We start from the raw sequence: 12105 nt of genomic DNA, 5'->3' as shown, positions 1-12105 counted from the left end.
GGGACCGGTTACGCAGCGAGCGGGTAGGTGTTGATCACCGCACGGCCACCGAGCTGCACGCCGGTCGCGACGAGCTTCGCCAGTTGAGCCGTGGCCCGGGCGATGCCGTCATCGACGTGCAGGTGATCGACCACAGGGCGTCTGCCTCCCAGTCGGCGTCCGCAGGTTTGCTCGGCTGGAGCTTGGCACGCGCCAGGTCGGCTGCCCGGCACGCTCTGTTCCTCGCACCAGTCGAGCAGCGGCGGCGTCAAGGCCAGATCGCTGCGCCACACGCTCGAACGAAAATTGATGTCGCTTTCCCAGGCGCCCTTGAGGCGCACGAGGTGGCCCGAATTGCCAGGATACCACATCGGCGCCCCACCAAAGGCCAAGTCATCGCCCTTCTTCTGAGTGTGATATTGGAGCGAGGCGAAGGGCTGGAGCTCAAGCTCGCTGCCAAGGCCCAGGAACGGCGCATCGAAACCAAGATAAGCGTCGATGTCCCACGCCGTCTCATCGGCCTGGCGGTCGGACGAAATGCCGAGGCTCGCAAAGCCGTCTTGTCGAAATCCTTGCCGGCGTCCTCTTCGGTCTTGGCGAGGACGAACTGCGGCGGCTCGGGATCGGAGGGCGGGTGCGGCGGTTCCGGATGGGAGAGCGTGGGAGCCGGGGTCGGCGCGATCGTCGTCGCGCAGCGAACGGTCAGCCAAGTCCATTGCCCGTTGAGGAAATTCTCGGCCCGCGCTACCGGCGCCGGCGCAATCGCCGGGTCTATCGCGATCGTGAAGCCGGTCGGCACGAGTGGGTGAGCGTCGGCGAGACTGAGACGACAAGCCTCTTATTGGGCAGCGTCACACTCTTCACCCCGCCGGATTGCCGCGTCCGGCTGCATTGCCGGTGCCTGCCAGCGTGCCAAGGTCGTAATCCCGGAGCACATTGCTAAAGAGCACACCCGAGGAATAGGTGAGCGGTCCGATCAAGACCGTTACTTGCCAGCGGAGTGGAGTGGTTCGTCAGAAGCCGGCTGAGTCGGCGCCTCGATCGCGCCTGCGGTCACCACTCCGGTGCGCTCGCGCTTCACGTAGCTCGAGCCCTGCGGGAACAGGTCGTGCATCGCCCCGCACGTGCTGGGCGCTTCTTCGACGATCACCAGTCGTTCCGGACGGAGTTTGGCAAGCCGCGCCATCAGCAACGCAGCGGTCAGCGTACCGCTCGCCGACGCCACCGCCGCCGGCCTTCCGCCAATCGGCGTCCCCACCCGTGCCGGCACCTCCCCAACCAGCGCTTCAAGCGCTAGCGCGCATCGCCGATAATCGCCAGCCCTTCCGGGACACGCGCCGCGATCGCCGGATCGTCACCAAGCTGGATTAGCATCGTACCGGCGGACAGGAACGGCCCACGGCCTTCGACATGATAGGTGAAGGCCGGTGCGCCGAGCACCAGCACGCAATCCGCGTCGGCAGATCGCGCACGATCGCCTCGCGCGACGCTGCCAGGAAACCGCGGAACAGCGCATGGTCCTTGGGAAACGGATTGCGCGCCGTTATTGGCCACCCCTGCCCCGGCGACGATCGCAACGTGTCGCGCTGCCGCGATCGTTGCAGCGACCTCAGCCAGTGCGGACGGGTCGGGCGCGGTGCGACCCACCACGCGTGAAGGCACGATCGCGGACATGCGCGATCCCAATCGTCGATCGGGATCGACACGAAGGTGGGCCCGCGCGATCGCCGCGGGCACGTCCTCGGCACGCGCAGGTTCAACCGACCATTTGACGAACGGACGCGGCATTTTGGTGGCCCGTTCGGCGTAGAGGAACGGTTCGTACGGCAGGATCGAACGCCTGCTGCCCGGCGGACACCACCACCAGCGGGGTATTGTTGCTGTATGCGGTGAACAGGTGGCCCATCGCGTGCCCAACCCCGGCCGAACTGTGCAGGTTGACCAGCGCCGCACGCCCGCTGGCGTGCGCGTACCCGTCGGCCATGCCCAGCACGACTGACCCTTGAAGACCCAATATGTAGCGCAACTCGTCCGCAGGTCGCGGAACATGGGCAGTTCGGTCGATCCGGGATTAATGAAGATCGTCGTCATGCGGAACTGAGCAAGTTGCCACATCACGACGCTGCGCACCGTCGAACCATCGAGGGTCGCGATCGGCGCGACGTGAACCGCACGCGCGGTCATCGCGTCGATCGCTGGTTCGCCATCGCTGATCCGATAAAGTCGAACATCCTCTCCGAGTTCCAATATACGAATTGTTCGCTTACATGATTTTCCGAGCGGCGATCTGGAGGTTGGCAAGATAAGATATAGTAGACCAGGTTACTTGTGGCGCACCGAAGTTCGCACCGGAAAGCACTCTTCTACTACTCACTGCGACGCCCAGTATCGGCGTTTCGCACACGTCGAAACGCGGATCACGGCCTGCTCAGCGGCAGGCGGCGCGTTCGGCAGCCTGAACCGTGTTGGCCAGCAGGCACGCTATCGTCATTGGCCCGACCCCGCCAGGCACCGGCGTCGCGGCGCGGGCATGGGCGATCTCGTCGAACGCGACGTCACCGACCAGCTGCTGGCGACCGGCCGCGTCGCTGATACGGGTGATCCCGACGTCGATCACCACTGCGCCGCGCCGCACCCAGTCGCCGCGCACCAGTCGTGGGCTGCCCGCGGCGGCCACCACGATGTCGGCCCCGCACATGATATACGGCAGTCCACGCGTCGCGATATGCGTCACCGTGACCGTGCATTCGCGTTCGAGTAACAGCATCGCGATCGGCCCGCCGACGATGTTCGACTTGCCGATCACCACCGCCGCCAATCCGCGATAGTCGTCGATCACCGTGTCGAGCAATTTCATGCAGCCCAGTGGCGTACACGGCACCAGTCCGCCGGTACCGGTCGACAGCCGGCCAACATTGACGGGATGGAGCCCGTCCACGTCCTTGTCCGGATCGATCGCATCGAGCACCCGCGCAGCGTCGATCTGTGGCGGCAGCGGCAGCTGGACGAGTATCCCGTGCACTGCCGGATCCGCGTTCAGCGCCGCGATCAACGCCAGCAGATCGGCTTGCCCGGTTGCCGCGTCCAGCCGGTGCTCGATAGATCGGATCCCGACCCGGACCGTCTCGGCGACCTTGCGGGCAACATAGACCCGGCTAGCCGGATCCTCGCCGACGATCACCACGGCGAGCCCCGGGACCACGCCGTGACGGTCGCCAAGCACCGCGACGCGTGCGGCGGTCTCGGCCGAGACCGTGCCGGCAAGCACCTTGCCGTCGATGCGCAGCACCGTCAGTTCCGGAAGACGATGGTGCGCGACCCGTTGAGCAGCACGCGGTCGTCGAGGTGATGGCTGACCGCCGCCGCCAGCACGCGCCGCTCGATGTCGCGCCCCTTGCGGACCAGATCCTCGGCGGTGTCGGCATGGCTGATCGGCTCGACGTCCTGCGTGATGATCGGGCCCTCATCGAGGTCGGCGGTGACGTAATGCGCGGTCGCGCCGATCATCTTGACGCCGCGCTCATGCGCCTGGTGATAGGGTTTGGCGCCCTTGAAGCCGGGCAGGAAGCTATGGTGGATGTTGATGCAGCGGCCCGCCAGGAAGCCCGCCAGATCGTCCGACAGGATCTGCATGTAGCGCGCCAGCACGATCAGGTCGGCGCCGGTGTCGGTGACGATCCGCTTGATCCGCGCCTCCTGCTCGGGCTTGGTGTCGCGCGTCACCGGCAGGTGGTGATAGGGCGTGTCACCGATCATCGTCGTCTGCAGCGCGATCTGCGGATGGTTGGAGACGATGCCGACCACGTCCATCTGCAACTCGCCGATCCGCCGCCGGTACAGCAGGTCGCCCAGGCAATGGTCGAATTTGGAGACCAGCAGTAGGACGCGTTGCCGGTCCTTGGCGCTGCGCAGCCGCCAGTCCATCGCGTGCTGCGCGCCGGTCGCGGCGAACGCGTCCCGGACCCGGTCGATCGTCCAGGCCGGATCGGTAAGCGCGAACACGACGCGCATGAAGAAGCGCCGGGTCTGCTGATCGTCGAATTGCTGCGCGTCGAGGATGTTGCCGCCGCGCGTCGCCAGGAACGTCGCCACGGTCGCGACCAGCCCCGGCCGGTCGTCGCACGACAAGGTCAGTGTACAGATATCCGTCAAACCATCCTCCTGGGAATGTGCGTGCCCGTCACCGGGCATGGGCGGCGGTGTATCCGCCGATCCAGTCGACGGTGCGCTCCAGCCCGCCGAACGGGTAGAAATGCAGCCGCACGGGTCCCTGCTCGGCGCCGATGCCGCGCGCGAACGCGTCGACCAGCATGTCCGGCCCCGCGGTGCCGAGCAGGCGCGAGAGCGAGATGCCATATTTCGCCATGACGCTCGCCGATGCGCCGACGCCGCAATGCGCGGCGAACCGTAGCAGCGTCTTGATGCCGGCGGGACCCGGTACGCCGATCCGCACCGGCGCGTCGATGCCGCGGCGGCGCAACTCGCGGAGCCAGGCAAGGAACGGGTCGGCATCGAAGCCGAACTGCGTGACGATCAGCGGCGCCATGCCGCGCACGGCGATGTCGGCGCATTTCTGCTCCAGCGTGCTCCACAATTGCTCGCCACTCATCGCCGGATGGCCATCGGGATGCCCGGCGATACCGATCACCCTGATCCCGTGGCGCTCGAACAGGCCGGTCCGCAGCAGCGACAGCGTATCCGCGAACGGACCGGCGGGGACCGGCGGATCGCCCGCGACGAGGAACATCCGCCTGGCGCCCGCCTCGGCGGTGGTGCGCTGGACGATCGTCTCCAGTTCCGCGTGCGACGTGATCCGGCGCGCCGACAGATGCGGCATCGGCTCGAACCCGAGCGACCGGACCAGCACCGCCGCCTCGATCCGCGCGGCCATCGTCTCGCCGGGCAGGAAGGTGATTGCGATCGGCGTGTCGGGCGTGATGCGTGGTGCCGCGGCGCGCAGGGCGGCGACGTCCTTCGCCGTCATCTCGAGCGAATAGCCGTCGGTGATCACGTCGGGGGCCGATCGTTCCCAGGCGGGGTGCAGCGCCGCGGTGATGTGCATGATCCTCTCCCCAGGTCCGTCAGCCGCCTTCTAGCGGGCGACCGCAATGTTTTGCTTGCCAGCCGGATAATGGATGATACATATTTCGTATACAAGAATAATTCACAAGCCCGATGGACAGGATGACGATGCACGGCGCTTCGGCGGCACCCTTGATGTTGCTCCCCGGCCTGTTGTGCGATGCGCGCATGTTCGCCGCGCAGAGGGCGTCCTTCCCGGATGCGCAGGTGATCGACGGGTTCGGACCGGTCGACGATCTCGTGCGGATGGCGCAAATCGCGCTGGCCGCCGCCCCGCCGCGGATATCGCTGCTCGGCCATTCGATGGGCGCGCGCGTCGCGCTGGAGATGATCCGCCTGGCGCCGGACCGGATCGAGCGACTGGCGCTGGTTAGCACCGGCGTGCACGAACCGCGCGACGGCGAGGCGGCGCGGCGTCACGCGCTGCTCGAGATCGGTCGCCGCCAGGGCGCCGCGGCGCTGGTCGATCGGTGGCTGCCCGGCATGGTCGCCCCCGAGCGCATCGGCGATGCGGCGTTGGTCGAACCGCTGCACCGGATGTGCGTCCAGGCGGGCGTCGACACGTTCGCCGCGCAGATCGCCGCGCTGCTCGGTCGGCCCGAAGTGGAATCCCTGCTGCCGTCGCTCCGCTGCCCGACGCTCGTCCTGGTCGGTGGCGAGGACGCGTGGAGCCCGCCCCCCCAGCATGCCGAGATCGCCGCCGCAATTCCCGGCGCGCGCCTGCGCATGATCCCGGGTGCCGGCCATATGTTGCCCGCCGAGGCGCCCGAGGCCTTCGATGCCGCGGTCGCGGAGTGGCTCGCCCTGCCCATATCCAACGACGTCCATATCAAGAGAGGAACGTGTCCGTGACCGACCAAAGCCTGGAGAGCCTGCTCGCCGACAGCGGCGACATCGTCGAGCTGTTGCGCAACCAGCAGACCGGCCCCAACGCCTATCCCGGCGTGCCCGCCGAATATTCGAACTGGCGCAGCGAACAGATGGCCTGGGCCAAGACGTGCGTGCTGTTCAACCAGTCCTATCACATGGTCGACCTGGAAGTGTCCGGCCCCGACGCGATGGCGATGCTCAACCATCTCGGCGTCAACAGCTTCAAGGGCTTCGTGCCGGACCGCGCCAAGCAGTTCGTGCCCGTCACGCCCGACGGCTATGTCATCGGCGACGTGATCCTGTTCTATCTCGAGGAGAACCGGTTCAACCTGGTCGGTCGCGCACCGGTGATCGAATGGGTCGAATACCATGCCCAGACCGGCAAATGGGACGTCAAGGCCGAGCGCGACGAGCGCACCGCGGTCCGCCCCGATCCGGAAAACCGCAAATCCTACCGTTTCCAGCTGCAGGGCCCCAACGCCATGCAGACGCTGGAAAAGGCGATGGGCCAGACCCCGCCCGACCTGAAATTCTTCCACATGGCGAAGATCGAGATCGCGGGCTGCACGGTCCGCGCGCTGCGTCACGGGATGGCCGGCCAGCCGGGCTATGAGCTGTTCGGTCCCTGGGCGGAGGGCGAGACGGTCCGTCAGGCGCTGATCGCGGCGGGCAAGGATTTCGGGATGGCGCTGGTCGGTGGCCGGACCTATTCGTCGAACACGCTGGAATCGGGCTGGATCCCCTCCCCGCTGCCGGCAATCTACACCGGCGACGCGCTGAAGCCCTATCGCGAATGGCTGGGGGCGAATTCCTACGAAGCCAAGGCGTCGATCGGCGGCAGCTTCGTTCCCGACAGCGTCGAGGGCTATTATCTGACGCCGTGGGATCTCGGATACGGTCCATTCGTCAAGTTCGACCACGACTTCATCGGTCGCGAGGCGCTGGAAAAGATGGCCGGCCAGCCGCACCGCAAGAAGGTGACGCTGGCGCTCGACAGCGAGGATGCGCTGCGCGTGATCAGTTCGGCGCTGCAGAAGGGCGACCGCGCCAAATACATGGAGTTCCCGTCCGCGGTCTATTCGATGCACCCGTATGACTCAGTGCTGGTCGACGGCGAGATCGTCGGCGTGTCGACCTGGATCGGCTACAGCGCCAACGAGGGCAAGATGCTGACGCTGGCGATGCTCGATGCGGAGCATGCCGAACCCGGCACCAAGGTGACGTTGCTGTGGGGCGAGCCCGATGGCGGTACGCGCAAGCCGACCGTCGAGCGGCACGTGCAGACCGAGATCCACACGACGGTGGCCTCGGTGCCCTATTCGGAAGTCGCACGCGACAGCTATGCCGACAGCTGGCGGACCCGCCAGCCGGCCTGAAGACGATGACGGGGGCGCAGCGTGCGTCCCCCGCCCTACCCCGCCCCGCGCTATCCAGACGCCAGCAGGTCGGCGGTCTTGATCAACAGCGCGGTCGCGCGGCGTTCGATATCGGTGTCGAACCGTACCGTGGGGATCGCCACGCTGAACGCGCCGACCACCGCCCCGTCGATCCGCGCGACCCGGCCCAGCCCGTAAATGCCCGGCGTATGCTCTTCGCGGGTCCGCGCGATGCCGCTTTCGCGGATCTGCGCGATGTCGGCGCGCAACGCGGCTTCCGACACGATCGTCGTGTCGGTGAAGGCCTGGCGGTCGGTCTCAGCGAAATAGCGATCGAGATCCGCGTCGGACAACGCCGCCAGCAGCACCTTTCCCGCCGAGAAGCCGTGCAGCGGCGCGGTGGCCCCCGTCTGCACCGCATAGCGCAACGCATGCTCGCTCGGCTCGGTCGCCAGCGCCTCCACCTGCCAGCCGCGGCGGACGAAGAAGGATGAGGTCTCGTTCAGGTGGACGCGCAACGTGCGGACGAGCGGCGCCACCGTCTCGGTCAACGTGAAGGCGGGCGCGTGCGCCTGCAGCCGTTCCAGCCCCGGCCCCGCACTGTACCGCCGCCCCTCACGCGTCAGATAGCCACGCTCGGTCAGCGTGACGAGCAGGTAGGACAAGCTGCTGACCGGGATCGCCAGCGCGGTGGCGATTTCCTGCGCCATCATCGGTCGCGACCGGGCGACGATATATTCGATGATGTCGAGCGTGCGGATCGCCGACTTGACCGTCGCCGGTGCGGATGTGTCTGCCATGCCCGCTTATACCGCGGCGCGGCGCCCCGACCAGATCATGGCTGGAACAGCAGGGATCCCCGCCGCTCGGCGAAGCGCCAACCCGCGTCGGTCCGGACGAAGCGATCGTGGAACGACCCGACGATCGGCAGCGCGGCCCCGGTGAACAGCAGCATCGCGCTCTCCCCGCGCGCGGTGTCCGCGCTGTCGACGTCGATCACGACATTGGCGCAGATGTGCCGCGTGACGCGCGGCGGCCGCGCCTCGAAGGCGGCGAGGATCGCGGCGCGTCCGGTGATCGGCGCATCGGGCGCGGTCGGCCGCGTCATCATGCCGTGCTCGTCGTACAGCGCCGCGACGCCGGCCCAGTCGGCCGCATCGTTCAGATTCGCGTAGAGATGGACGAGGCGCGCGCAGTCCTGCTCGATCGCCCGGCGCCGCGCGTCGTCCAGTGCCGCGGTCACGCGGCGTCGTCCAGCACCGCGGTCACGCCGCCTCCAGCACCATATGCCCGACCGCGGTGTTCGATGCCGGCACGTGATAGAAACGGTGCCGCTGCACCACGTCGGGGCCGAGCGCACCGCGCATGACCAGCCACATGATCAGCTCGATCCCCTCCGATCCCGCCTCGCGCAGATAATCATAATGCGTGATCCGGCGGAGCGCCTGCGGATCGTCGACGAGATTGTCGAGAAAGGCGTTGTCGAACGCGCGGTTGATCAGCCCGGCGCGCGCGCCCTGCAGCTGGTGGCTCATGCCCCCGGTGCCCCAGACCTGGACGTTCAGATCTTCGGGGAAGCTGGCCACCGCGCGCGCGATCGCCTCGCCGAGCCGCCAGCAGCGATCGCCCGAGGGCGGCGGAAACTGCGTGACGTTGACCACGACCGGCACAACCCGCACCGGCCAGGCATCGACCTCGCCGAACAGCAGCGACAGCGGCACGGTCATGCCGTGATCGACGTCCATCTCGTTGAGGATCGTCATGTCGAACTCGTCGATGATCAGGCTCTGCGCGATGTGCGCAGCCAGCTCGGGATGCCCCTGCACGACCGGCACGGCCCGCGGCCCCCAGCCCTCGTCGGCGGCCTTGTAGGTGTCCGCGCACCCGATCGCGAAGGTCGGGACGATATCGAGCATCAGGCTGGTGGCATGATCGTTGAACACCAGGATGACGACGTCGGGCTTGGCCTCGCGCTCCCACTCGCGGCTCGCCTCGTAGCCCGCGAAGACCGGCTGCCAATAGTCCTCGCGCGTCTTGCCGAGGTCGATCGCGGCGCCGATCGCCGGTACGTGGCTGGTCGCGACGCCTGCCGTGATGCGTGCCATGTCAGTACTTCCCCTTGATCGATCGATTGCCCTCGGGCGAGCGGCCGCCGGCGATCATCATCGCCGCATAGTCTTCGGTGCTCATGCCGCTCATCGTGCTGACCGCGCGCTGCGCGCTCCAGCCGTCGGTGCTGGCCAGCTTCATCAGGAAGTAGAAGTTGCTGCCGAGTGCGATCAGCCGGTTGTAATCGCGCGCCAGCACGGCCTCGCGCTGCTGCTCGGTCATCGCATAGCCGGACAGATAGCCGGCTTCGTCCGCCTTGAACGCCGCGCGCCCCTCCGCCTTGCCGAGCGAATGACAGAAACGATGCAGATGATACGCCTTGCGCGAACTCGCGGTCGTGAAGATCGTTGTGCCGGGGATGTCCGCGAGGTCGTCGGGGTCATAGCCCAGGCCGGGCGTCACATTGTTCATCCTGATCCTCCCAGAGAGCCATCCGCCCGCAGCACCGCGACTTCGAACGAGCCGATGGGCGCCATTTGTGAATTCTAGTATGCGAACCGTTCACTTACGCGAAATGCTAGTCCCGCCGCCTGCGATCCGCAAGCGCGAACATGTGTCGGCATGCGCTAACCCAGTCGCGCGGCGGCTATGTCCGCGCCTTCGCGGAGCGATCGCAGCTTGGCCCAGGTCACCGCCGGATCGATCTTGCCGTAACCGGCAAAGGTGCCGAAGCCGCAATCCGTGCTCGCCACCACCCGATCCGCGCCGACGATGCCGGCGAAGCGTTCGACGCGCTGCGCGATCAGCTCGGGATGCTCGACATAGTTGGAACAGGTATCGATCAGCCCCGGCGCCAGGATCTTGTCGTCGGGAAGCCCGGCGTCGCGCCACACCGTCCATTCATGCTCGTGCCGCGGATTCGCCGCCTCGAACAGGATCGTCCCCGGGCGCGCCTTGAGCACGATATTGATGATCCGCTCGAGCGCAATATCGTGGTCGTGGGGGCCTTCGTAATTGCCCCAGCAGATGTGCATCCGCAGGCGGTCCGCCGGGATGCCGGCGGTGGCGGCGTTCAGCGCCTCGACATTGGCCTCGATCGTGCGGAGGAACTGGCGCTCGTCCATGTCCTGATAGCCGGTGTGGCGCGACATTGCGAGATCGGGGCAATCGAGCTGCAGCTCGAACCCGGCCGCCGCGATCGCTTCATATTCGGGGCGCATCGCGTCGACCAGATCGGCCAGATATGCCTCGTGCGTCGGGTAGAAGGCGTTCGCCTGGAACGCCGTGATCAGCCCGGGCGAAGCGGAATTGAGGAAGGCGCGCGTACCCTCGCCGTGCCGGTCGAGCGCGGTCCGGAAGCGGCGGATATCGTCGTTCAGCGGTTGCAGATCGACCAGTCGGACCGGTGCGATGCAATCGGCACGCGTGAATTCCTGCGCGCCCATGATCGCCGCCAGCTTCTTGCGCAGCTCGGGCAGCGGCGCGAGATCGAGCGCGGGCTTGCGGTCGCTATGCCCGCCGAACCCCGACAGGCGTTCGATGATGTAAGTCGAATAGCCGACCTTGCCAAGTTCGCCGTCGCTGACGATCGTGACCCCGGCGGCGACCTGCGCCGCGACCGCGGCATCCACCGCCGCCTGCACGATCGTATCGAACGCCTGCGCGTCATAGGGTTCGCCCGCATCGCGCGCGAGCAGGAGCGGGGTCAGTTCGGGGCCGCGCGGCAGGCTGCCGACATGGCTCGTCGCGATCATGGTCATGCTGGGTCCCTCGTCTTGGTGGCGCACGCCTGCGCTGCGCCGGTCAACTGACGGTCCAGTTCGCCCAGCACCCGGTAGCAGTCGAACACGCGCTCGACCGATGTCTCGGGGTGCCGCCGTTCGCGGATGGCCGCGACGAATTCGCGATCCTGCAGTTCGATACCGTTGTCCGACACGGCGACGCCGCGCAGATCGACCGGCTCTTCGCGGCCGGTGACCAGATCGTCGTAGCGCGCGATCCACGTCCCGGTGTCGCAGATGTAGCGGAAGGTGGTGCCGAGCGGCCCGTCATTGTTGAAGCTCAGCGACAGCGTGCAGATCGCGCCGCTTTCGCTCTGCAACTGGATCGACATGTCCATCGCGATGCCCAGATCGGGGTGCGGGGGCCCCTGCAGCGCATGCGCCGCGACGATCCGCCCGGACTGGTATGCGAACAGGTCGATCGTGTGCGCCGCGTGGTGCCAGAGCAGGTGATCGGTCCAGGACCGCGGCTCGCCCTTGGCGTTGATGTTGGTGCGGCGGAAGAAATAGGTCTGCACGTCCATCTGCTGCAGATGCGCATCACCGGCGGCGAACTTGCGGTGCAGATACTGGTGGCTGGGATTGAAGCGCCGGGTGTGCCCGACCATGCAGATCCGCCCGGTCTCACGCTGAGCCGCAAGCACGGCCTGCGCATCGGCCCAGCTGTCCGCCAGCGGAATCTCGACCTGCACATGCTTGCCCGCCCGCATGCACGCGATCGCCTGTTCCGCATGAAGCGGCGTCGGCGTGCACAGGATCACCGCATCGACATCGTCGCGCGCGAGCGCCTCGTCCAGATCCGCGCAGCTCCACGCCGCGCCGTATTTTGCGGCGACCGCAACGGCCTGCTCGGCCGGCCGGCTGACCACGCCGGCGATCGTCGCACCGTCGATCCGTTGGAGCCCGTTGAGATGCTTCTCGCCGAACGCGCCGGCGCCGACCAGGGCGATACGCACCGGGCTGGGATC

The 12105-nt window shown here is 67.2% G+C and carries 15 protein-coding genes; 2 read left to right on the top strand and 13 right to left on the bottom strand.

The genetic code is table 11. The annotated features are described in order from the left end of the window. Positions 1–8: 8 nt before the first annotated feature. From U1701_RS05495 to U1701_RS05465, 7 genes are all read right to left on the bottom strand, one after another. The gene (locus tag U1701_RS05495; RefSeq protein WP_332781540.1) at positions 9–689 is read right to left on the bottom strand and encodes a hypothetical protein; all 681 of its coding nucleotides are present in this window, start codon (positions 687–689) and stop codon (positions 9–11) included. 275 nt (positions 690–964) lie between these two features. Beyond that, on the bottom strand, positions 965–1237 hold the full coding sequence (locus U1701_RS05490; RefSeq protein WP_332781539.1) for a hypothetical protein: 273 nt from the start codon (positions 1235–1237) through the stop codon (positions 965–967). A 35-nt stretch (positions 1238–1272) separates the two neighbouring features. Then, on the bottom strand, positions 1273–1767 hold the full coding sequence (locus U1701_RS05485) for a hypothetical protein (RefSeq protein ID WP_332781538.1): 495 nt from the start codon (positions 1765–1767) through the stop codon (positions 1273–1275). Then, positions 1736–1963, bottom strand: a complete 228-nt coding sequence (locus tag U1701_RS05480) for a thiamine pyrophosphate-binding protein (protein WP_332781927.1) — start codon at positions 1961–1963, stop codon at positions 1736–1738. Before U1701_RS05480 ends, U1701_RS05485 begins: the two co-directional genes overlap by 32 nt. A gap of 444 nt (positions 1964–2407) precedes the next feature. Next, positions 2408–3274 (bottom strand): bifunctional 5,10-methylenetetrahydrofolate dehydrogenase/5,10-methenyltetrahydrofolate cyclohydrolase, encoded by an 867-nt coding sequence (locus tag U1701_RS05475; RefSeq protein ID WP_332781926.1) that lies wholly within the window; start codon positions 3272–3274, stop codon positions 2408–2410. Then, positions 3271–4131, bottom strand: a complete 861-nt coding sequence (purU, locus tag U1701_RS05470) for a formyltetrahydrofolate deformylase (protein WP_332781537.1) — start codon at positions 4129–4131, stop codon at positions 3271–3273. Before purU ends, U1701_RS05475 begins: the two co-directional genes overlap by 4 nt. A 28-nt stretch (positions 4132–4159) precedes the next feature. Then, positions 4160–5041, bottom strand: a complete 882-nt coding sequence (locus tag U1701_RS05465; RefSeq protein WP_332781536.1) for a methylenetetrahydrofolate reductase — start codon at positions 5039–5041, stop codon at positions 4160–4162. 128 nt (positions 5042–5169) lie between these two features. Here U1701_RS05465 and U1701_RS05460 point away from each other — a divergent pair, with 128 nt between their 5' ends. Together U1701_RS05460 and desA are read left to right on the top strand one after the other, a co-directional pair. Further along, a complete protein-coding gene (locus U1701_RS05460; RefSeq protein ID WP_332781535.1) occupies positions 5170–5913 on the top strand; it encodes an alpha/beta fold hydrolase in 744 nt (247 codons plus the stop codon). Then, entirely contained in the window at positions 5910–7307 is a 1398-nt protein-coding gene (desA, locus tag U1701_RS05455) for a syringate O-demethylase (protein WP_332781534.1), read from the top strand. Before U1701_RS05460 ends, desA begins: the two co-directional genes overlap by 4 nt. A gap of 50 nt (positions 7308–7357) precedes the next feature. On the opposite strand, the gene U1701_RS05450 is transcribed toward desA, so the two are convergent. The 6 genes from U1701_RS05450 to U1701_RS05425 all read right to left on the bottom strand — a co-directional run bounded on the left by U1701_RS05450 (position 7358) and on the right by U1701_RS05425 (position 12093). Continuing rightward, entirely contained in the window at positions 7358–8107 is a 750-nt protein-coding gene (locus tag U1701_RS05450) for an IclR family transcriptional regulator (RefSeq protein ID WP_332781533.1), read from the bottom strand. Between the two features lie 35 nt (positions 8108–8142). Beyond that, complete coding sequence (locus U1701_RS05445; protein ID WP_332781532.1) at positions 8143–8550, bottom strand: nuclear transport factor 2 family protein; 408 nt, start codon at positions 8548–8550, stop codon at positions 8143–8145. 22 nt (positions 8551–8572) lie between these two features. Further along, complete coding sequence (locus U1701_RS05440; protein ID WP_332781531.1) at positions 8573–9412, bottom strand: class III extradiol dioxygenase subunit beta; 840 nt, start codon at positions 9410–9412, stop codon at positions 8573–8575. Between the two features lies 1 nt (position 9413). Then, on the bottom strand, positions 9414–9827 hold the full coding sequence (ligA, locus tag U1701_RS05435; protein ID WP_332781530.1) for a protocatechuate 4,5-dioxygenase subunit alpha: 414 nt from the start codon (positions 9825–9827) through the stop codon (positions 9414–9416). Positions 9828–9982: 155 nt separating this feature from the next. After that, on the bottom strand, positions 9983–11116 hold the full coding sequence (locus U1701_RS05430) for a cobalamin-independent methionine synthase II family protein (protein ID WP_332781529.1): 1134 nt from the start codon (positions 11114–11116) through the stop codon (positions 9983–9985). Beyond that, a complete protein-coding gene (locus U1701_RS05425) occupies positions 11113–12093 on the bottom strand; it encodes a Gfo/Idh/MocA family oxidoreductase (RefSeq protein ID WP_332781925.1) in 981 nt (326 codons plus the stop codon). The genes U1701_RS05430 and U1701_RS05425 overlap by 4 nt, the downstream gene beginning before the upstream one ends. Between the last annotated feature and the right edge of the window lie 12 nt (positions 12094–12105).

This window comes from Sphingomonas rhamnosi (assembly GCF_036663615.1).
Taxonomy (GTDB): domain Bacteria; phylum Pseudomonadota; class Alphaproteobacteria; order Sphingomonadales; family Sphingomonadaceae; genus Sphingomonas.
This window is presented reverse-complemented; position numbering and strand designations above follow the sequence as displayed.

What these genes read in the sequence shown, in the direction of transcription:
- U1701_RS05440 (WP_332781531.1), bottom strand. Translation starts at nt 9,412, where the DNA reads ATGGCACGCATCACGGCAGGCGTCGCGACCAGCCACGTACCGGCGATC.
- U1701_RS05480 (WP_332781927.1), bottom strand. Translation starts at nt 1,963, where the DNA reads ATGGCCGACGGGTACGCGCACGCCAGCGGGCGTGCGGCGCTGGTCAAC.
- U1701_RS05460 (WP_332781535.1), top strand. Translation starts at nt 5,170, where the DNA reads ATGCACGGCGCTTCGGCGGCACCCTTGATGTTGCTCCCCGGCCTGTTG.
- U1701_RS05430 (WP_332781529.1), bottom strand. Translation starts at nt 11,116, where the DNA reads ATGACCATGATCGCGACGAGCCATGTCGGCAGCCTGCCGCGCGGCCCC.
- U1701_RS05465 (WP_332781536.1), bottom strand. Translation starts at nt 5,041, where the DNA reads ATGCACATCACCGCGGCGCTGCACCCCGCCTGGGAACGATCGGCCCCC.
- ligA (WP_332781530.1), bottom strand. Translation starts at nt 9,827, where the DNA reads ATGAACAATGTGACGCCCGGCCTGGGCTATGACCCCGACGACCTCGCG.
- U1701_RS05450 (WP_332781533.1), bottom strand. Translation starts at nt 8,107, where the DNA reads ATGGCAGACACATCCGCACCGGCGACGGTCAAGTCGGCGATCCGCACG.
- U1701_RS05485 (WP_332781538.1), bottom strand. Translation starts at nt 1,767, where the DNA reads ATGCCGCGTCCGTTCGTCAAATGGTCGGTTGAACCTGCGCGTGCCGAG.